At 54.3% G+C, this 20,612-nt stretch carries 20 protein-coding genes; 8 read left to right on the top strand and 12 right to left on the bottom strand.

From position 1 onward, the window contains the following. Positions 1-5 precede the first annotated feature (5 nt). The 6 genes from HP566_RS13320 to rimO all read right to left on the bottom strand — a co-directional run bounded on the left by HP566_RS13320 (position 6) and on the right by rimO (position 6,800). Positions 6-452 (bottom strand): HAD family acid phosphatase, encoded by a 447-nt coding sequence (locus HP566_RS13320; RefSeq protein WP_249977754.1) that lies wholly within the window; start codon positions 450-452, stop codon positions 6-8. After that, positions 449-1,525: an MBL fold metallo-hydrolase gene (locus HP566_RS13315; protein WP_249977753.1), complete on the bottom strand. Its 1,077-nt coding sequence runs from the start codon at positions 1,523-1,525 to the stop codon at positions 449-451. The genes HP566_RS13320 and HP566_RS13315 overlap by 4 nt, the downstream gene beginning before the upstream one ends. Further along, on the bottom strand, positions 1,522-2,568 hold the full coding sequence (locus tag HP566_RS13310) for an ABC transporter ATP-binding protein (RefSeq protein ID WP_425348200.1): 1,047 nt from the start codon (positions 2,566-2,568) through the stop codon (positions 1,522-1,524). The genes HP566_RS13315 and HP566_RS13310 overlap by 4 nt, the downstream gene beginning before the upstream one ends. Before the next feature lie 32 nt (positions 2,569-2,600). Beyond that, complete coding sequence (locus tag HP566_RS13305) at positions 2,601-4,301, bottom strand: ABC transporter permease (RefSeq protein WP_249977751.1); 1,701 nt, start codon at positions 4,299-4,301, stop codon at positions 2,601-2,603. 2 nt (positions 4,302-4,303) lie between these two features. After that, positions 4,304-5,284 carry an ABC transporter substrate-binding protein gene (locus HP566_RS13300; RefSeq protein WP_249977750.1) on the bottom strand — a complete coding sequence of 327 codons (981 nt, stop codon included), beginning with the start codon at positions 5,282-5,284 and terminating at the stop codon, positions 4,304-4,306. A 160-nt stretch (positions 5,285-5,444) separates the two neighbouring features. Continuing rightward, complete coding sequence (rimO, locus tag HP566_RS13295) at positions 5,445-6,800, bottom strand: 30S ribosomal protein S12 methylthiotransferase RimO (protein ID WP_249977749.1); 1,356 nt, start codon at positions 6,798-6,800, stop codon at positions 5,445-5,447. A gap of 344 nt (positions 6,801-7,144) precedes the next feature. Between rimO and mtnK the strand changes: the two genes are divergently transcribed. Next, entirely contained in the window at positions 7,145-8,407 is a 1,263-nt protein-coding gene (mtnK, locus tag HP566_RS13290) for an S-methyl-5-thioribose kinase (protein ID WP_249977748.1), read from the top strand. Positions 8,408-8,458: 51 nt separating this feature from the next. Here mtnK and HP566_RS13285 read toward each other — a convergent pair whose 3' ends face one another. The 3 genes from HP566_RS13285 to HP566_RS13275 are packed head-to-tail and all read right to left on the bottom strand — an operon-like array spanning position 8,459 to position 10,317. Then, complete coding sequence (locus HP566_RS13285; protein WP_249977747.1) at positions 8,459-9,007, bottom strand: 1,2-dihydroxy-3-keto-5-methylthiopentene dioxygenase; 549 nt, start codon at positions 9,005-9,007, stop codon at positions 8,459-8,461. Between the two features lie 36 nt (positions 9,008-9,043). Beyond that, positions 9,044-9,730, bottom strand: coding sequence for an acireductone synthase (gene mtnC, locus HP566_RS13280; protein ID WP_249977746.1), 687 nt, complete (start codon positions 9,728-9,730; stop codon positions 9,044-9,046). Continuing rightward, the gene (locus tag HP566_RS13275) at positions 9,727-10,317 is read right to left on the bottom strand and encodes a methylthioribulose 1-phosphate dehydratase (protein WP_249977745.1); all 591 of its coding nucleotides are present in this window, start codon (positions 10,315-10,317) and stop codon (positions 9,727-9,729) included. The genes mtnC and HP566_RS13275 overlap by 4 nt, the downstream gene beginning before the upstream one ends. A 122-nt stretch (positions 10,318-10,439) precedes the next feature. Here HP566_RS13275 and mtnA point away from each other — a divergent pair, with 122 nt between their 5' ends. Then, on the top strand, positions 10,440-11,477 hold the full coding sequence (gene mtnA, locus HP566_RS13270) for an S-methyl-5-thioribose-1-phosphate isomerase (RefSeq protein ID WP_249977744.1): 1,038 nt from the start codon (positions 10,440-10,442) through the stop codon (positions 11,475-11,477). A gap of 112 nt (positions 11,478-11,589) precedes the next feature. Here the strand turns inward: mtnA and HP566_RS13265 are convergent, their stop codons facing one another. Continuing rightward, a complete protein-coding gene (locus tag HP566_RS13265) occupies positions 11,590-12,543 on the bottom strand; it encodes a LysR family transcriptional regulator (protein WP_249977743.1) in 954 nt (317 codons plus the stop codon). Positions 12,544-12,650: 107 nt separating this feature from the next. Between HP566_RS13265 and HP566_RS13260 the strand changes: the two genes are divergently transcribed. From HP566_RS13260 to HP566_RS13235, 6 genes are all read left to right on the top strand, one after another. Next, positions 12,651-13,760, top strand: coding sequence for an ABC transporter ATP-binding protein (locus HP566_RS13260; RefSeq protein WP_249977742.1), 1,110 nt, complete (start codon positions 12,651-12,653; stop codon positions 13,758-13,760). 38 nt (positions 13,761-13,798) lie between these two features. Next, positions 13,799-14,497 carry an HAD-IA family hydrolase gene (locus HP566_RS13255; protein WP_249977741.1) on the top strand — a complete coding sequence of 233 codons (699 nt, stop codon included), beginning with the start codon at positions 13,799-13,801 and terminating at the stop codon, positions 14,495-14,497. 1 nt (position 14,498) lies between these two features. Then, a complete protein-coding gene (locus HP566_RS13250; protein ID WP_249977740.1) occupies positions 14,499-15,806 on the top strand; it encodes an NAD(P)/FAD-dependent oxidoreductase in 1,308 nt (435 codons plus the stop codon). 40 nt (positions 15,807-15,846) lie between these two features. Continuing rightward, positions 15,847-16,902: an ABC transporter substrate-binding protein gene (locus HP566_RS13245; protein WP_249977739.1), complete on the top strand. Its 1,056-nt coding sequence runs from the start codon at positions 15,847-15,849 to the stop codon at positions 16,900-16,902. Between the two features lie 72 nt (positions 16,903-16,974). Next, the gene (locus tag HP566_RS13240) at positions 16,975-17,877 is read left to right on the top strand and encodes an ABC transporter permease (protein ID WP_249977738.1); all 903 of its coding nucleotides are present in this window, start codon (positions 16,975-16,977) and stop codon (positions 17,875-17,877) included. Next, entirely contained in the window at positions 17,877-18,668 is a 792-nt protein-coding gene (locus tag HP566_RS13235; RefSeq protein ID WP_249977737.1) for an ABC transporter permease, read from the top strand. Before HP566_RS13240 ends, HP566_RS13235 begins: the two co-directional genes overlap by 1 nt. A 172-nt stretch (positions 18,669-18,840) precedes the next feature. On the opposite strand, the gene HP566_RS13230 is transcribed toward HP566_RS13235, so the two are convergent. Continuing rightward, positions 18,841-19,710 (bottom strand): carbohydrate ABC transporter permease, encoded by an 870-nt coding sequence (locus HP566_RS13230; RefSeq protein ID WP_249977736.1) that lies wholly within the window; start codon positions 19,708-19,710, stop codon positions 18,841-18,843. Further along, positions 19,707-20,591: a carbohydrate ABC transporter permease gene (locus HP566_RS13225; RefSeq protein ID WP_249977735.1), complete on the bottom strand. Its 885-nt coding sequence runs from the start codon at positions 20,589-20,591 to the stop codon at positions 19,707-19,709. Before HP566_RS13225 ends, HP566_RS13230 begins: the two co-directional genes overlap by 4 nt. Between the last annotated feature and the right edge of the window lie 21 nt (positions 20,592-20,612).

Raw genomic sequence — 20,612 nt, 5'->3', positions numbered from 1 at the left:
AAGGCTTAAAAATCCCCCGGCGCGCACTGCAAGCAGGTGAGGCCGAGCGCGCGCCACTGGGCAACAACAGCATTGCGATCATCCAGCACCAGCCAGGGAGTGAAGCCATCGTTGCGCATACGCGCTAAAAGCGCTGCTTTCACCACCTCGTCCTCCACATGATCATCGCCAGCAGGGCGCAGGTACATGGCATCAAAGGGGATCGTATGGCGCTCTAACCAACGCCGGGTATGTTCACGGTGGCTATCGGGGCGTCCGCTGCAAATCACGATCTGCTGGCCTTGGGCCTTCAGGATATTAACCAGCTTGGCCACCGCTTCAATGACGGGGGCTTCGGCCATGTGGGCAAAGAAGGGATCCCACTGTTTTTGGCTGCCTAATACCCAGTCACTGACCTGGTGAGGATGAAACTCGGCTAACGTGCCATCAACATCAACGATGACTGCGGTCATGCAAAACTCCCTAAAGAGGAATGGTTGGAAGAGTGAGCGGTAAACATTGGTGCCGTGCAGAGACGCGTACCTAGCAGCGTGCACCACTCGTTTAACGCCTGATCGTTGAGTGACGTAAACAGTGGTACCACCTGAGTAGCGCCCAACTGAACGGCAAGTGCCTGCAAGTGCGACGCGCGCAGGTGCACATTCCAGCGCTGCCAGCTTATTTCCCCCGCCGCCAGTTGGGCTTGGCGTACAGGCGTTAAGTAGCCGGTATGTAGCAACCGGTGGTCGGGCCACTGTTCCGGGGTGTCATCGCGATCATTGACGAGCCGTAGCGTGGCATTTTCATCGTTCCCTCGCGCCAGGGCGTGCGTAATGCAAGCATCAATACCTGGGCGGCGCAACGTGGCAGGCATTGCCAACAGGGTGGCAAGATTGGCGCGAATATCTGGATCAATGGCTAGCGTTAGCTCACGTGTTTCAGCTTCTTCTATCAACCACAGCGCCATTTCCAGCCCGCGCCCGGTGGCGGGTACCGGGAATGCCAGGGGTTGAGTAAAGTGCTTGCTAATCGCGTGGAGACACGCTGACTGCGGTTGGTCAAAGGTGCCATAGGAGGCGTCCAACAACGCTATGGCTGCTTTGGGTGGCGTATCAAATGGAAATACTAACGACTCAAAGCAGGCATCACCGCTATAAAATACCCCGTTGCCGACGGCTAAGTGTAGCCAAACCCCGCCTAGCGAGTGACCTGCTTGTCCGGTGGTAACGGTGATGCCTTCCACATCCAGCGTGCCGCGCTCCGGCAGGGGCCGCCATAACCTGTTTTTGGGCAACGAGTTAGCCACCAGCGGCGTGCAATAAAGTGGCAGGTTATCAGCTAGTTCGGCCACGCTGCCGATATGGTCAATATGGTCGTGGCTGATCAGCACTGCATCCACGTCTACCTGGTTTGCCCAGGTAATGGTATCGCCAGGGTGCAGCGCGCCGCCTGCATCTAACAGCAGGCGTTTCCCTTGTGTTTCTACCACTATGGCAGCAGGGCCCTTATCGCCTAAGCCACTGAGAATTTCGATGCGTACACTCATGCCCCAGGTTCCAGACACCAGCCTTGATCAAGGCTAACGGCGACGTAGCTGCCCGGCTCAGGTGCGGTGTGATGGTAAGCCAGCAGCGTCTCACCGCTGGGCAGGCGCAGGCTGAGTTCATAGCGTTCACCACGGAAAATAACGCTTTCCACCTGAGCGGTGAGTTGGCTTGAGCGAGAGGGCGCTGTGCTAACCTGAATATGCTCCGGGCGCACCAATACCGTTTGGGTTCGCTCAGACTCAATGGCATTGAGTCCGCGCATCAGGACAGCACTCTCCAGGTGCTTACCTGGGCTACCAGCGGCAACCCGTAGCTGGCTGCCCTGGCCAATAAAGCCTGCTACCCATGCGGTGCGTGGCTGCCGGTAAAGCGTTTCCGGGGCTCCCCACTGTACCAGTTGGCCCGCTTTCATTACGGCGATTTTGTCCGCCAGTGCCATGGCTTCGCTCTGGTCGTGGGTGACGTAAACCAGTGTGGCGCCGGTGCGGCGATGAAAGTCACGAAAGCTATGTTCCATGGTGGCGCGCAGGTGTCGGTCCAGGTTGGCTAATGGCTCATCCAGTAGCACCACCGATGGGTCGCTAACCAGACAGCGGGCAAGCGCGACGCGCTGGCGCTGACCACCGCTAAGGGCCTGGGGCATACGCTCGGCATAGGCCTCAAGCTCAACCAACGCCAGCGCTTGCCGAACCTTTTGCTGATACGCCGCCCCGCGCAGGCCGCGCAGTTTGACCGGGTAGCCGACATTGTCAGCAACGCTCATATGTGGCCACAGCGCATAGGATTGAAACACCATGGCCATATTGCGCTGCTCAGGGGGCACATGGGTTTCGCTGCTGGCCAGGATGCGGTTGCCTAGCTGAATACGGCCTTCGTTCACTGTCTCAAAACCCGCCAACATACGCAGCATGGTGGTTTTACCGCAGCCGCTCGGGCCGAGCAGGGCGACAAACTCCCCCGGTTGAATCTGAAGCGACAGCGAATCCACCGCGGTGTGCTCGCCGAAGCGCTTGGTCACACGCTCAATGGCTAGTCCTGCCATGCTTAGCCCTGAAATATCTAGCCCTGATATGCCTAGCTCTGCCATGGAATGACTCCTTTCGGTAAGCGCGGCGCCATCAGGCTGAGTGCCAGCATCAAGGCGGCAACCATGATCACCACCAGCACTGACAGGGCAGAGGCCAGCACGCTTTCGCCGCCTTGATCCAGGTTGAAAATCAGCACACCGAGAGTTTCGTTACCGGCGCTCCATAGCAGGGCGGAAACGGTGAGTTCGTTGACTGCCAGTAAGAACACCAGCAGCCCGCCTGCGAAAAGCGCGGGTGCCACCAGCGGTAGGATGATGCCGCCGAGCCGCCGCCAAGGGCCTGCTCCTGAAAGCTGAGCCGCCTCTTCAAGGGAGGAATCAAGCTGCGCCAGACTGGCTGAGACGGGCTTGACGCAGACCACTAGAAAGCGTGCCAGATAGGCGACAAAAATCAGTCCCAGAGTGCCGTAGAGCGCTACATTGATAATGGGCAGTGGGCGTACAAACAGCAGGATGCAGGCAATCGCCAACACCACACCGGGAAGCGCATAGGGAATCTCAATGGCGCTGAGTACCGCGCCGCGCCAACGCTCCGGTAAGCGTTGTAGCCGGTACGCCAGCGGCAGACTCAATAGCATCAGCACCACGGCTGCACTGCCGGCAAGCCATAGGCTGTTGCGCATGGCCCGCCAGGTTGCCACTTGGCGCCCAAGCACTTCGGTATACGCATTAAGCGTGGCGGTATTGGCGTTCAGTGGTACGCCCACGGCGGGCACTAGCGAGCTGACGATCAGCGCAAGTAGCGGTGCGACCAGGATAATCAGTAAGATACACACCAGCGTTGCGGTCGCCAGGTTGCGCCAACGACCTAGCGTAAAGTCATGAGAGCGCCCGCTGTGGCCACCCAATCCAAAGCGGCTGCGGCCCATCAAGTGTTGCTGCAGCGCTACCCCGGCTAGTGCCAATAAGCCAATCAGCAGCGACAGGGCCGCCATTTCGGCCAGTACGCCGGTGCCGAAGTTAGCCATACGCTGGTAGATCAGCGTGGGCAGCACAAAGTAGCCCGCCGGAATGCCCAGCATGGCGGGAATGCCGAAGTTACCCAGGCTTGAGATAAATGCCATCGCACCTCCGGCAATTAAGCCGCTGCGGGTCACCGGCAGAATGATATGGCCCCATACCTGGGCCTGTTTGGCGCCGCTAATACGGGCAGCTTCGATAAGCTCCCGGGGCAGCGACAGCAGGCTGGTACGCAGGGCCAGAAATACCAGCGGTGCGCTCTGAATGCCTAACAGTAGAGCAATGCCCTCTGCGGAGTAGAGCGGCTGTGGGCTGCCCAGCGGCGGTGCCATGCCAATGCTTTTTAATAGCGGGCTGGCTGGGCCGAATAGTTGCAGCCAGCTTAAAGCGGTGACCTGGGGAGGAATCATCATCGGCAGCATAAAGCAGAACACCAGCCACGATTTGCCGCGCACATTGGTGAGTGTGATGGCAAAGGCGAACAGGCTGCCCAGTACCAGTGCAATCAGCATTCCGAGTCCAGAGGTATACAGGCTATGCCATAGTGCCCGCCAGGTGCTTGCGCTGTTGAGCGTCTGCCACAGTGGTGATTGCCGCCCCTGGCCAAGGTCGCTCAACGCTTCCACCAGCAGGCGCACACTGGGTGCCAGGCTCAGCAATACAATGGCAATCAATAGGCCTGAAAGCAGCCAGCGGTGCTGGCTGCTATAGGTAAGGGCAGGTGTCATAGTTACCCGCCGAAGAGGTCGCTAAAACGCTGTTTAAGCTCGGCTTCCTGCGCGAGCGTCTGCTCAATATCGACTGGCATTAAGGCAATGCTATCGCGCTCCGGGAAGCCTTCAGGAGGCGTAATATCGCTGCGGGCGGGCAAGTAGCCCTGCTGGCTCACCAACTCCTGGCCCTGCTGTGAAATCACAAAGTCGACAAATTTCTGTGCGGCTTCCAGGTTCTCGGAGTCCTGCATGATGGCGACTGGCTCGGTGACGGCGCTGACGCCCTCTTCAGGGAATACAAATGCCACCGGCGAGCCTTTTGCCGCTTCACGAATCGGTAAAAAATCCACCACGATGCCGTAGGGCTTGGTACCTGCCGCAACGGCATTGAAGACGCCGCCATTACCCCCCTGTGCTTCGGTGCGATTGGTATGCAGTGCGTCATAGTAGTCGGTGCCCAGCTCGGGGTTGGCGCTAATCGCCGCCATGTGGATCAGTGCCGCACCGGAGTAGAGCGGGCTGGGCATGGTCACCATGCCTGCATAGTCAGGCCCCAGCAGGTCTTGCCAGCTTTGCGGCTGATGCTCGGCGCCGGTGTTATACACAATACCGGTGGTGATCAGCTTGGTACCGTAGTAGTAACCTTCAGGGTCATACAGGTCAGCGTCATACCCGTCGCGCTCGTCGCTTAAATAGGGCTGTAAGTGGCCCTCCTGCTTAAGCGACTCCATGGTCATGCTGTCGGCGATTAGCAGCACATCAGGATTGCTGACGCCAGCAGAAAGCTCAGAGCGCAGGCGTGTCATTAGCTGTGTCGTGCCGTCGCGTACCCACTCCACTTCGATATCTGGATAGGCTGCCTGAAAGGCATCAACGGTTTGCTGGGCATCGCTATTGGGCTGGCTGGTATATAACACCAGCTTTTCATTAGCGAATAGGGTTGACGATATGACGAGACCGGTCAGGGTAGCCGCAGTGCAGAGTGTGCGCATAAGCATCAGAGAAGCTCCAGTAGGTGGATGCTGGAGCATATTACTGCCATCGCTTTACAACATCGTGACACTCCTCTTTCATTTGAAAGCCGCACACACCCAGGCCAGCCTGGGGTTGGCCTGGGTGTGTGCTTGACTTGATGAGGTGGGGGATAAGCGGTAAGCCTTATCCAGCCTGTACGAAGTTCAGTGGCTGAGGGGTATCGACCACCTCCGCCCATAGGTCATATTCATCGGCATGGGTGACTTGCGCGCTTACCACGTCGCCCGGGCGCAACGCATGGCGGCTATCCAGGTAGACCATGCCATCGATTTCCGGTGCATCGGCTTCGCTGCGACCAATGGCACCCTCCTCGTCAACTTCATCCACCAGAACTTCAATCTGGCTACCAATCTTGGCCTGTAGACGCGCGGCAGAGATGGCCTGCTGGTGAGCCATAAAACGCTCCCAACGCTCCTGCTTCACATCATCAGGCAGCTGTTCCAGCCCCAAGTCGTTGGCGGGTGCTCCATCCACGGGGGAGTATTGAAAACAGCCCACGCGATCAAGCTGTGCTTCACTCAGCCAATCTAACAGATATTGGAAATCCTCTTCGGTTTCGCCTGGGAAGCCCACAATAAAGGTGGAACGGATCGTCAGTTCCGGGCATAGCTCGCGCCAGCGCTTGATGCGCTCCAACGTGCGGTCTTCGAAGGCTGGGCGTTTCATGGCCTTGAGCACTTTAGGACTGGCATGCTGGAAGGGAATATCCAGGTAAGGCAGGATTTTGCCCTCGACCATCAGTGGAATCAGCTCATCCACGTGGGGATAAGGGTAGACATAGTGCAGGCGTACACGAATGCCCAGCTCGGAGAGCGCGTCACACAACTCGGTTAGGCGGGTTTTTACCTGGCGGCCATGCCACTCGTTTTCGGCATAACGCATATCGACCCCGTAGGCGCTGGTATCCTGGGAGATCACCAGTAACTCCTTGACTCCCGCGCGGGCCAGCGCTTCTGCCTCACGCAATACGTCACCTACCGGGCGGCTGACCAGCTTGCCACGCATGGAAGGAATGATGCAGAAGCTACAGGTGTGGTTGCAGCCTTCCGAAATCTTCAGATAAGCGTAATGGCGAGGCGTCAGTTTGATACCTTGGGCAGGTACTAAATCAATACGATGATCGTACTCGCTGACAAAAGGGACGGCGCTGTGTACGGCATTAACTACCTGCTCATACTGCTGTGGCCCTGTGACGGCCAGCACATTGGGGTGTGTATCGCGTATCACTGACTCGTCCACGCCCATGCAGCCTGTCACGATTACTTTACCGTTTTCAGCGATGGCTTCGCCGATGGCATCCAGGGATTCCGCTTTAGCGCTGTCGATAAAACCACAGGTATTGACGACCACCACATCGGCATCGTCATAGGTAGGCACAATCTCATAACCATCAGTGCGAAGCTGGGTTAGGATGCGTTCAGAGTCGACCAGTGCCTTAGGACAGCCAAGTGAAACGAAACCGACCTTGGGTGTGGACATAGCGAGAGCCTCACAGGATAGCGCGAAGGGGCAGTAGCCTTGAGCAGAGGCCCCGTAAAGGAATGCTGGGCAGTGCCCGGAATGATGAAGGGCGGCATTTTAACGCCCTAAACCAATGCTGGAAACACCGTTGTACTGGCCATGCTGGGTTATTGTGTGATTTTCTACTTTTTATGAGCGCTGTTCGCTCTTCCCGTATGGTTGTCAGCCATAGGGTGTTTTGATTGGCTTCTCCCGATACGGCGAAGGCTGCAATAGTCAGTATGTTGATTATGTTTACCTATTTATTTACAACCGCATCGCGGTATGACATACAGGCAAACATTTTCCGCGAGGAGCTAACGGTGGCACACGAGCAGCCCTATCAGGCATTGGATGTGGATACTCTGGCCCAACGGCTAGGTGGTGTGAACGAAGTGGTAGACCGTGTGGGGGGCGACCCCTCCGTATGGGATATCCGTGAAGTTGGCGACGGTAATCTCAATCTGGTGTTTATCGTGACCGGCACCACGGGCAGCGTGGTGGTAAAGCAGGCACTGCCCTATGTTCGTATGGTGGGCGAGAGCTGGCCGTTGCCTTTGTATCGTGCCCACTTTGAATACTATGCGTTGGTGCGCCAGGCCAAACGGGCACCCGGTATTGCTCCTGAGGTCTACTACTTCGACAAACCCCAGGCGCTGTTTGTCATGGAGTATCTCCATCCGCATACGATTCTGCGCCGCAAACTGATCAATGGCGAGCAGGTTTCCCGGCTTGGCGAAACCATTGGTGAATTCTGCGCCCGCATGGCCTTTCGTGGTTCGGAGCTTTCCTTAAGCAGCCCGGAGAAAAAAGCGGATGTAGGGCTGTTTTCCGGTAATGTGGCGATTCCTGCTATCACTGAGTCACTGGTGTTTACTGACCCTTACTACGGGGCGGAAATGAACCGCCACACGCCGGAGCTTTCGCCGGTAGTGGATGAGCTGCGCCGCAATGCACGCTTAAAGGCAAAAGTACAGCGGTTGTTGATGAAGTTCACGGCCAATACCGAAACCATGCTGCACGGTGACTTGCACTCCGGCTCGATCATGGCCACTGAATCCAGTGTTCGGGTGATCGACCCTGAGTTCTCCCAGTATGGGCCGATGGCATTCGACCTGGGCATGGCCGTGGCGAACTTCTTTATGGCTTATTTCAGTCAGCCAGCCCATCGCAATCAAGAAGCGCTTGAAGAGTATCAAACATGGATTTTAGGTGTTATCGCAGCATGCTTTACCCGCTTTGATGCTGAGTTCCGCCACTTGTGGCAAACCGAGCGTACCGGCATTCTGTTCCCTAAGGCGCTGTTTGAAGAGCAGGGTAACAGTGCTGACGATGCCTGCGATGCGCTACTCGAAGAGATTCGCCTGGATGCGCTGGCCTACTGCGGTATTGAAATGCATCGCCGAGTGTTGTCGTTGGCCCACAACGCCGACTTTGAAGAGATCGAAGACACCGCGCTGCGTGCCAAGCTTGAAGCGCGCAATGTGCTGATGGGCCAGGCGCTGATTCTGGAGCCGGAAGCCTATCGTGATCTTACCGCACTGACGGAACTAGCTAAGGCGTATAACCAGCAAGAGGTGTTGTAAGCGATGCCACCGGTCGCGGGAATTGAACCCGCGGCCGTTTACTTGCTGTATTTACAGCTGATCCAGGCGATCAAACTTCCCGGCGATATCGCTTTCGGTCCAGTGTGGCACCCAACCTTCCACGTTGTCGAAGAAGCGCAGCGCAGTGAATTCAGGTTCAGGGCCCATATCGAACCAATGGGGAGTATTGGCCGGTACGCTGATCAGGTCATTACGGGTGCACAATACCTGATACACCTTGTCATCAATATGCAGACAGAACAGCCCCTGGCCTTTTACAAAAAAGCGTACTTCGTCTTCGTGATGGCGGTGCTCGTTGAGAAACTTTTGGCGCATCGCATCCTTATCCGGGTGCGTGGGCACCATATGCAGCACATCAACGGTCTGATAGCCTCCTTTGGCTTTCACACGGTCGATGTCGCCCTGATAGAGCGCCAAAATCTCTTCCTGGGTCGCCTCGTCGGCAATTTCCCCAGGGGTTGCCCAGCGTTCGAAAACCACGCCCACACGGTTCAGTTCGGCGGCAATCTGCTCGCCATCGGTGGTGTTGACGAGGGCATCATTCGGGTTTTGATCAGCAAATATTTTCAGTTGTGACATCTAGACTCTCCTTGTTGAAGGTGACTGACCGAAACGTTACAGGACAATCTCATCAAAGCGGGTCACACAAGCATGGGTAGTGCCTGCCTGAGTGCCTTCGCGTACCAACTGCAGGGTTTGCATACCCGCCTGGCTGGCGGCATCCAACTCTTCCTCCACATCGGATAAGAACAGCACCGCATCCGGGGATAGGTCAAGTGCTGCGATGATGCGCTGGTAGGAGGTGGCGTCACGTTTATGACCAATGTGGGTGTCGAAGTAGCCGCTAAACAGCGGAGTCAGGTCGCCCTCATCGCTGTGCCCGAACAGCAGTTTCTGTGCCTGTACGGAGCCCGATGAATACACATAAAGTGCTTTGCCTGACGCTTTCCACTGGCGCAGGACGGGCGCCACATCGTCATAGAGATGGCCGGTAAAGTCCCCGCGCTGGTAGCCATCGGCCCATACCATGCCCTGCAAGGCTTTTAGTGGCGTCACCTTTTGATCGGTCTCAATCCAGTGCAGCAATTGATCAATCACCACATCCAGTGCGGCATCAGGCGAACCCATTGCATGGCGCACGGCGTTAAGCTGTTCGGCAACGGCTGGGGTGCTGGCATTGGCGCGCAGAAAATCAGGCAGCTTGCTATGGGCGTAAGGAAACAACACCTTATGCACGAAGTTGATATCCGTGGTGGTACCTTCGATATCTGTCACAATGGCGCGAACAGTTGGGTTACTCATTTAGACCACCGACTCTCTTCCAGTACACAGGCAAGTAAAAACTCAATAGCTTCCAGGTGACGGCGGCAACTGGCAATACTGTCGCCCAGCGCGTAAATACCATGCCCCGCGACCAAAAAGCCCCAGGGCATCGGCCAGCCTCGATGAACGTGTTCGGCTAACTCCTTCATATCTTGGGAATTGGGCACCACAGGCAAATGGATGGTAGCGTCGTGAGTGACGTTACCCGCCAGCGCTTTTTGCATTTCAAAGCCGCTTAGCTCAATGCCCTCTGGAAAGCGCCGCGACAGCACCGTGCTGGCCACGGTGTGAGTGTGTAGCACGCAGTTAATGGTCGGGTCTAGCCGATAAAGCGCGGCGTGAAGATCGCTTTCCGCGCTAGGCTTGCCGTTGCCTTCAAGCACCTTGCCATCCAGGTCACACAGCAACAGGTCATCCGCCTGAATGCGGGTTTTATCCCGGCCAGAGGCGGTGACCAAATAGCCAGCTTCGGTACGAGAGGAAAAGTTACCGCCAGTGGCGGGTGTCCAGCCCCGCTGCGCCGCCCAGGAAATCGCGGCCAGCAGTTCAGTTTGTAGAGTCATCATCGGATCAGCGTCGCCTCTTCTGGTGGCAGCCATTCTATATGATAAGCTTTGCGCCTGATAAGCCGCGCTGTTGTGAAACTACCTCTATAGTGAAGCTGCCCAGGTGCGTAAGGAGTCCATTGATGCCTCATCTACAATCACGCAGTTTGCGGGTCTATGCCGACCATCTTGAGTACTTGGATCAAACCCAACTGCCGCAAACGGAGCAGTGGGTGCGCTGTGACTCTCCTTGGGCGTGGCAGAGTGCAGTAAAAGATCTGGCGATTCGTGGTGCACCATTGATTGGCCTGAGTGCTGCGTTTGTGCTGGCGCAGTATGCCGCGCGCCACCCTAATGAAGATTGGCAGCTGGTGAGCGATCGCTTACGTGCTACGCGCCCGACAGCCGTAAATCTAATGTACTGCCTGGATGCGATGGAAGCTTGCTTTGAAGAGGGTGCCAACGCCCTGGGCGAGCGTGCAGCGGCGCTGTTTGAAGAGGACCGCGCGCTGTGCCAGCGCATGGCCGAGCGAGGCGCTGACCTATTGAAACCGGGAGACCGTGTGCTCACCCATTGCAACACCGGCGCGCTGGCTACCGCGGGGGTAGGTACCGCGATTGGCGCGTTGGCGGTGGCCCGGCAGCGTGGCGTTGATCTACACGTGTATGTAGATGAAACCCGCCCGTTATTGCAAGGCGGCCGCTTAACCGCCTGGGAAATGGCAGATCTGGGCATTTCCTACCAACTGATAGCCGACAGTATGGCGGCAAGCCTGATGGCGGCAGGCAAGGTGGATAAAGTCATGGTGGGTGCCGACCGTATCTGCGCCAACGGTGATTTTGCCAACAAGGTGGGCACCTACATGCTTGCAGTGGTGGCCCATTACCACCAGATCCCTTTTTATGTGGTGGCGCCTTACACCACGGTAGACCCAGAGTGTGTCACCGGCGGGGATATTCCCATTGAACAGCGCGATGCTGCTGAAATACACGGTGCTGCCGGGGCGTTTGGTAAGGTGATGTGGGCGCCAGAGAACGCGCCCGTTTGGAACCCTGCGTTTGATGTTACGCCTGCTGAACTCGTGACTGCCTGGATATTGGATACCGGTGTGTTTGATGCCGCTGCCATTGCCAGGGGGGCACACTGCCAGGGGCGTAAGCCTACTCTTGGTGCTGTTTAAATCGCTATAGTACAGGTGTTATGGAGTTTTAAAACATAATGCTGAAAATAGTTTTTAGTAACTTTATTAAACTCTGTAAGTGCTCAATAAAATAAAATCAGGCCAGCGGTTATTATGCTCGAATTAGGTGCTCTATATTTAATTCTGGGTAGTGTTTGGTAACTTTATCGATATCCTGCCGGGTTTCTTCGACAATCCAGTCACGCACTTCGCCAGCCGCTGAGCTGAGAGGTTTTTTACGCGTATGAATCAGGTGGCAGAGCCGCCCAGTAGTGACTGCAGGGAAGGCGGCAGGAACCAAAGAGCCGCTGTTCAGCCAGTGGCAAACCACATTTAGCCACCCCATGGCGATACCTTGGCCGAGTAAAGCAGCCTGTAATACTACAGCGTAATCTGAAAATATCAGTGAGTGAGCATCTGACCGCGTTTCATTCTGTAGATTCGGAAAGTGTTTAAACCAATCCACCTGACTGTCGCTAAGGCCAATTAAGGTGTTTTCATGTGAGTTTTTAGAGCTGCTTAGAATGTCTTTGAAATAAGTGGGGCTGCACACTGGCAATAGTGTTTCTGGTAAAACAAGTGTTGCCTGGTGATGAAGATCTTCACCTGATACAAAGCGTACTCCTAAATCAACATCTTCCACTGAGCCTTTAACTGATCCTGAAATTAACTGGAAGCGTAGATCCAGAGAGGGAAATTGTGCATGTAAGCGGTGCATTTTTGGCATCAGCCAATGGGTAGTAAACGCCGTGGAAACCGACAGCGTTACGGTTTCCATGCCTGTTCTGCGAGCACGTATTTCCTGAATGGAGGCTTCAATATGACGAAAGCCATCCGTCACTCCCTGGTAAAGGATCTCACCGTTTTCTGTCAGCACAGTACCACTGGGGGTTCGCAAGAACAGTTTGGCTTCTAAATACTCTTCCAGCTGCGACAACATACGGCTGACCGCCGGCTGGGTAACACCCAGCTCGGCGGCGGCTTTAGTGAAATTACCACAGCGGGCAGCCGCTTCGAAAACGAAGAGAGCATTAGCGCTGGGCAGTTGACGACGTAGTTTTGGCATAACTTTAAGTTATGTCAGATCCAAGAATTTCGCAATTGCTGTGTTGTAAAGCTTCTGTTGTACTGAATCGTAAATAACGGCATGGAAATAATAAGGCGAGAAATCTTATGGATAAAAACGATAGTGTCGGGGTTTCCATTCGTTCAGTAAGTAAACGCTATGGTAATACGATGGCGCTTGACGATATAACCTTAGATATTGAGCCTGGAGAGTTTGTTTCACTATTAGGGCCATCAGGTTCGGGAAAAACTACGTTACTTGGAGCATTAGGTGGTTTTGTAACGCCGACATCTGGAGCGGTATGGGTGGGTAGTCAGGACATGACTTATATGCCTCCCCATAAACGAAATATAGGGATCGTGTTTCAGAGTTATGCACTGTTTCCTCATATGAGTGTTGGTGAAAATGTAGCGTTTCCCCTGCGTGCGCGTCGTTTACCGAAAGCGACGTGGCCAGAACGGGTAAGTAAAGCGCTGGCGATGGTTGAACTTGAGGGATATCAGGATCGTGGTATTTCCCAGTTATCGGGTGGGCAGCGCCAACGGGTCGCTTTGGCCAGGGCGATGGTGTTTGATCCTAAATTAATTCTCATGGATGAACCCTTATCTGCACTGGACAAGCAACTGCGGGAAACCATGCAGATTGAATTGCGGCAACTGCATCGCAAACTTGGAGCCACCATTATCTATGTGACTCATGACCAGCGTGAAGCGCTGACCATGAGTGACCGGGTTGCCATTCTAAAAGATGGCAAACTGGTGCAGATCGACACACCTGAAGTACTGAGTAGCGATCCCAAAGACTCCTTTGTTGCTAGCTTTATCGGTGACTCTACGCTACTGCCTGTCGTTCGCTCTGATACTTATAGCGTAAAACTTGGGGATGTCATTCTTCACTCAACCAGGCCTGTACCAACCCACCCAGATTTACTGTTAGCCATCCAGATCGAAAAATTACTCGTCCATGACGAGCGGCATGACCCCGATATGAACCGGCTCCATTGTCGGGTGCGTGAGGTCGTCTATCAGGGGGATAGCATAAGAGTATTTTTAGACATGGAGGATGGGGCCACGATTAGTTTACGCCAGCCCAGCCATCATCTGGCATATCAGAAAATCCCACCTATTGGCGAAAACCTGACTGTGGCCCTGCATCCAGAAGACACCATTATTGTGCCCAATACTGGCTGTCGAGAACCCGCGACCAACGTCGCTTAACACTACCTTAGAGAGCACGTAACAGGAGTTATGCACGGATGGAACTTTCCAGCTTCAAAGTGCTGACGTTCGACGTCGTAGGCACACTGATTGATTTTGAGAAGGGCGTACTTGACGGTGTTCGCCGCATCGGGGGCAGTAAGGCCCAGGATCTCAGCGATACGGTCATTTTCGAAGCTTACAAGCGTGGGCGTGAGCGCTTTCCCGGGCGTTCGAGCAGTGCCATGGCCGATGTCTATCTAGCGCTAGCGGAAGAGCTTTCGCTAATAACTGATAAAGCCTCTGCGGATGCCTTTCAAATGGCGGTACTCCGCTGGCCAGCATTCGAGGATTCGGTGGCTGCACTCAAGCGGCTTCGCAGGCACTACCGGCTGGTTGCCATGACAAATGCCGATCGCACCGCCTTTTCCTGTTATTCACATACGCTCCAGGAGCCGTTTGATGACAGTGTAACCTGCGATGACACGGGAGTTGCGAAACCAGACCCACAGTTTTTTGCCTACAACCGGGGCAGACAAGCCGCCCATGGTTATAAGTACTCAGAGATTCTGCATGTTGCGCAAAGCCAGTATCACGATATAGGGGTTGCCACGGAGCTGGGTTACACCACCTGCTGGATTGAACGTCGCCAAGGGCTCCCCGGCTTTGGTGGTACTCCTGAACCAAAACAAGTGGTTAAGCCTGCTTTCCACTTTCCTACCCTGAAAGCACTGGCAGATGCGGTGGAGGGTAGCTGAGATGAACATGCCGCAAGCCGAAGGTGCCACCGCGACACTTTGGAAGGCCATGTCTGGAGATGCCACACGTTTTCCCCAGCTGGATGCTGATCGAAAAGCGGATGTGGTTATTATTGGCGGTGGTTATACCGGCTTGGCGGCAGCTCATAGCGTGGCAAGGCGTGGGCTTCAACCCCTTGTTGTTGAAGCCAATACCATAGGGTGGGGTGCTAGTGGCCGTAATGGTGGGGTCGTGTCGGCCAAGTATCGTATTGCATACTCGCAGATGGCCCGTGAGCATGGCATTCAGGTAGCGAAGGCAATGTATCGGCTCAGCCATGAGGCTGTGGCATTTGTGCAGGAACTCATCCTCGACTATGGACTTGTCGAGGCTGAGTTAACACTCAATGGAGGTATCCGCTGTGCTCATAACGGCCGTGCTTACGCAGCACTTAAGGAGGAGCTGGCCTGGATGCGTCAGGAGCTTGGTGAGGATGCCGGGCGCTTGCTGGATGCCCACGAAGTCGCTATTGAAACAGGCTCCCGCTCCTTTGTAGGTGGTGTTATATCGCCAGGGGTAGGTACGTTGTTGCCATATCAATTTGTGTGTGGCCTGGCTCGGGAGATCAATAAACGTTATCCAGACACCCTCTTTGAGCGAACACCCGCGTTACGTGTAGAGCAGCGTAACCACAAGATTTGTGTATATACCCCATATGGCAAGATTCAAGCTGACCAACTGATTTTGGCGACCAACGCCTATTCCGGTATCAGCCCGGTGAGCCAAAAGATCAAACGCCGCGTGATTCCCTTCCGCAGCTCCATTATTGCAACAGAACCGCTTGCTGAGTCACTGCAACAACGACTGTTGGTAAATGACCGGCATTACGGTGAAACACGCCGCATGATGCGCTGGTTCCGTAAGGCAGATCGTCGTTTCGTCTTCGGAGGACGTGGTGCTTTTGGAAAGCATGATTCAGCGGCGGCATTTAATGCCTTACAGCGGGCCATGGTGGAGATGTTTCCTGAGTTGGCTGATACCCGTATTGATTATCGCTGGTCTGGTCATGTGGCCATGACACTGGATGCATTGCCTCATGTTGGTCGCCTGAATGAACGGGTCAGCTTTGCTGCTGGCTATAACGGGGCGGGCGTGGCGATGTCCACGTTAATGGGCCAATTAGCAGCTGATTTTGCGTTAGGTAGTAACCCAGATGTGGCTCTGCTTGAGGGGGGACGTTTCAGACCTGTACCTCTATACCCTCTGCGCGAAGCTGGCATTCGGGTGGTGGCGGGGTGGTATCAATTTCTTGATGCCATTGGGCGCTGATACAGCGCTAATCAAATTGACACAGCAGAGGAGAAGCAGAATGAAACAGTACTGTCGTCTCAAAACCCTTCTTGGAACCACATTAACAGCCGTCAGTGCGCTGGGTATTAATCAGGTGCTTGCGAATGGTCAGATCACTTTCGTTTCTCAGGGCGGAGCCTATCAGGAGGCCCAGACTGCGGCAATTCTAGACCCCGTGGCCGAAGCGTTGGGGATTACCATCCATCAGGACAGTGCGCCTGATGCCTGGCCGATGATTCGTACCCAGGGCACAACCGGACAAGCAGTCTGGGATGTCATCGATACCCCACCCCTGAACTGTGTTCGTGGAGGTAATCAAGGCCTGATAGAACCTCTTGATTTCAGCCGAGTTCCGAACGCAGAGTCCATGCCCGATGAGTATAAAACCCCGTACTCAGTTGCCTATGAGTTTTATTCCAGCGTGTTGGCGTATAACCCTGAGGTATTTGACGATAATCCCCCCCAAAGCTGGGCGGATTTCTGGGATGTTGACGCGTTTCCCGGCAACCGTTCATTGCGTAATCACCCGTTAGGAACCCTGGAGGCGGCGTTATTGGCGGATGGCGTCGCACCGGAAGCGCTTTATCCACTGGATGTTGATCGCGCTTTTAACAAGCTGGAAGAGATCAAGCCGCATATCACTACCTGGTGGACGTCCGGAGGGCAGTCTGCCCAGCTTCTCTATGATGGAGAAGTCGATATGTTGATGATGTGGAATGGTCGGGTGAGCGCCATCATGAATGAAGGTGCGCGCGCTGATTTCACCTATAACGAGGGAATTCTGCAAAACACCCACCTGTGTATTATCAAGGGCTCGCGTAACCTGGATACCGCGACTGATTTCATTAATGCCGCTATTGATCCTGAATATCAGGCGAATTTGCCGCTTTATATTGATTATGGGCCGGGTAATCCCGCTGCCTTTGACACTGGCAAGATATCTGAGGAGCGGTCCAGAGAACTACCCAGTTTTCCTGATAATGCTGAGCGTCAGGTACTGATGTCTTACGAGTGGTGGTCGTCGTCTGCTGGAGAGGATGCTGAACGACGTTGGTTGGATTTCATGCAGCAATGATAGCTCGATTGCCGCCCACCTGGTTGGGCGGCATGGCGCTTTTCCTATCCAGTGGTTGCCAGGAGAACAGACGTGAAATCAACCGCACTAGCTGAGCATAACGCTTTGGGCAATAGCCGGGATGCCTCTTTACGCTATCGACGCCGCGAACATATGTTGATGTTTATCTTAATGTCTCCTGCCGTGTTGATTGTTTTCCTTTTACTAATAGTGCCTTTAGCCTGGTTAATCATTCAATCTTTTTATGTTGGCGATGGTGTCAGTCTAGAGCACTACCGGCGGATTTTTACGGAAAGAGTGTATTGGAATACGTTTTTACTTACTTTTCGTATCAGCTTTGTTGTTACGTTATTAGCATTCTTAATGGGTTATCCCCTTGCTTATGCCGCGACGGTATTACCGAAGCGCTGGGCAATTGTGATACTGGCAATCGTGATTCTGCCGTTTTGGACAAGTGTATTGGTGAGGGCCTATGCGTGGTTAATCTTACTTCAGCGCTCAGGTGTCGTTAACGAGGCACTCATGGGAGTTGGCTTAACCAGTGCGCCACTCTCTCTGGTACATAATGAGCTGGGGACTATCATAGCAACTGTGCATATTTTACTGCCTTTCATGGTGTTGCCACTCTATGCCACCATGCAAAAGATTCCGCGTGATCTTCTAATGGCGGGTGCCAGTCTGGGAGCCAGCCCTCTACATGTATTCCGGTGGGTTTTCTTTCCTTTGTCTCTTAGTGGTGTGCTGGCGGGTGTAACGCTGGTCTTCGTATTGTGTCTGGGCTTTTATATTACTCCCGAGTTGATGGGCGGAGGCCGTACCGTGATGGCTTCCATGTTAGTGAGTCGGAATATTCAGCTATATAGCGACTGGGGGGCGGCGAGTGCGGTAAGCGTTGTGTTATTGATGTGTGTACTGGTGATTTTCTATGTCGTCAGTCGACTGATCTCGCTTGAGAGAATATTAGGGACGAAATGATGACATATAAACTCTCTCTCAGCCGTGCTCTGTTTATCAGTTATGTCGTACTGGTATTGCTGTTTCTGATTGTGCCGGTGTTGATTGTTATTCCCATGTCTTTCTCGGATAGTCGTTTTTTGTCGTTCCCTCCCACTGGCTATTCGATACGTTGGTACGATGCTTTTTTCAACAATCCAGCCTGGATGTCAGCAGCCAGGACAAGCCTGACCGTCGCATTGGCGACCATGTTGATTGCAACGCCTGTGGGCGTTGCCGCAGCCTATGCCATTCACTGTTCATCCCACTGGAGTATGCGTTATCTGAAAATCGTCCTGCTGCTGCCGTTAATAGTGCCCATCATTATCGTGGCCGCAGGGGTGTTTTTTATATATGCCTTCGCAGGCATGCTACACACTATTCCGGGATTGGTGATGGCCGATGTGATGCTGGCACTGCCCTATGTGGTGACGGCGGTGACGGCGGGATTACATGGCTTTGACCAAACCCAGGAAATGGTAGCTAGAAGCTTGGGTATGAACCGTTTTCGTAGTTTTATGCTGGTAACCATGCCGCAGATTAAGCCGAGCATCGTGACGGGGGCAATCTTTGCGTTTATTCAGGCGCTGGATGAAACCATGGTGGCACTATTTATTGCCGGAGGACAGAACCAGACCCTTACGGTACGCATGTTCACCGCTCTGCGTGATGAAATCGACCCGACAATTGCCGCGATAAGCACCTTACTGACAGCCGCCTCCTTTGCCCTGGTGATGCTGATGACGATGGTCCGGCAACGGCCTTATGCCTAAGTGAAGCGCTGGGGTGATAACCGGGAGACGTGATATGCGGTTTATTTAAAAGGGTGCTTGAAGATATTGAACGGCATCGTGCAGGGCCGAAAATGGTAGGGGAGGTTGACTGTTAACGTAGTGATTAGGTTAACGGCAGCGACCATCCCCAGGTGGTTGCTGCTGGTTAACGTTACCGAATCCCTGCCCGTAAAAACGACTGCACAAACTGGCGCTGGAAAAGCAGAAAGGCGATCAGCAGTGGGGCGATGCTTAACAGTGTCGCTGCGCTAACGGTTGCCCAGTTCACACCGGTTTCCGGTGCAGAGAATATCCCCAGCCCAACGGTTAACGGTCGGCTTTCTACCGAGTTGGTAACCACCAGTGGCCAAAGGAAGTTGTTCCAATGATGGCTGATTGAGACCAGCCCATAGGCAAGATAGGTGGGCTTGGCCAGCGGCACGTAGACCCTCCAGAGAATTTCCAGCCAGTTGCAGCCCTCAATCCGGGCCGCATCTTCCAATTCCCGTGGAATGGTTTTGAAGGTCTGGCGGAGCAGGAAAATACCGAACGCACTGGCGACATAGGGCAGCCCGATACCGGTAATGGTGTTGATCAAACCCAGCTCGCTGGCGATACGGTAGTTTTCGACGATCAGTACTTCGGGAAACACAAACAGCTGAATCAGCACCAGCATAAACAGCACGTTTTTACCTGGGATAGGAAAGCGGGCAAAGGCAAAGGCTGCCAAGGTGCAGACCACGAACTGGGCGAACACAACGCCAGTTACCAGAGCAAAGGTGTTCAGGTAGTAACGGGCAAAGGGTGCCTGTGCCCAGGCGGTAGCAAAATTATCCAGCGTGAGGGGGGCAAACAACTCAAAGCGCACCATATAGGCGGGGGGATGAAACGCTGCCCAGAGCGCGTAGAGCAACGGGAAAATCCAGATCAAAGCCAGTAACCAGGCGGCTATCGTTTCCAGTGACGGTACGGCGAAGTAACGAGAGCGGGGCGTATACGGTGCTGCGTTCCTGGCAGGTGAGTGTGCTGTGTTTAAGCTCATTGGTAGTGCGTCCTGCGGTCAAGAATCGTGAACTTCAGCGTGGCGACCACCGCTAATACCAGCAGAATCACAACGGTAATGGTCGCGGCCATGGTGCGGTCGAAGAACGAAAACGCATTTTCATAGACGTAATACAACAGCAGGTTGGTTGCATTATTGGGGCCGCCTTTGGTCAGAATAAACAAGTGATCCACTACCCGAACGGCATTGATCAAGGCGTTGATAAGTACGAACAGCGTGGTGGGCATCAGCAGCGGGAAGGTGACCCGCCAAAAGAAACTCCAACGGCTGGTGCCTTCAAGGTCTGACGCTTCCTTAAGCTCTGGTGGGATGCCCTGCAGAGCGGCCAGATAAAAGATCATAAAGAAACCGGCTTCCTTCCATACCGACATCACAATGACCGACCCTAATGCCACGCTGGGGTCGCCCAGCCAGTTAATGCCAGAGAGCCCCAGCGCGCCAAGCAGCTTGTTAAACAAACCAATCTGGGGCGCGTAAAAAAACATCCAGATATTGGCCGCAGCAATCATCGGCAGAATGGTCGGCGTGAAATACGCCATGCGTACAAAGCCGCGCCCACGTAGTTTTCCATTCACAAACAGCGCCATGACCAATGCCAACGCGATAGAGGTAGGGATCGTGCCCAGCGCATAGATCAGGTTGTTGCGGGCTACCTTCCAAAACGTCGGGTCATCGAATAGCACCTGATAGTTTTCAACTCCCACAAACTCGGCTGGCGCGCCGCGAAAACCAGGCAAAAACAGGCTGTTGATCACCGTAGTAATGGTTGGCAGGTAGGCAAAGGTGGTCAGCAGTATCGCTGCGGGAAGCAATAGCAGCGTGCCATAAAGCTGCATTTTGCGGTGGGCTGTTAGGGTCATGGATACATACCGCAGGTTGGA

The organism is Vreelandella olivaria (assembly GCF_023507745.1).
Taxonomy (GTDB): Bacteria; Pseudomonadota; Gammaproteobacteria; order Pseudomonadales; family Halomonadaceae; genus Vreelandella; species Vreelandella olivaria_A.
The sequence above is the reverse complement of the archived record's forward strand: the minus strand, read 5'-3'. Positions and strand labels throughout refer to the sequence as shown.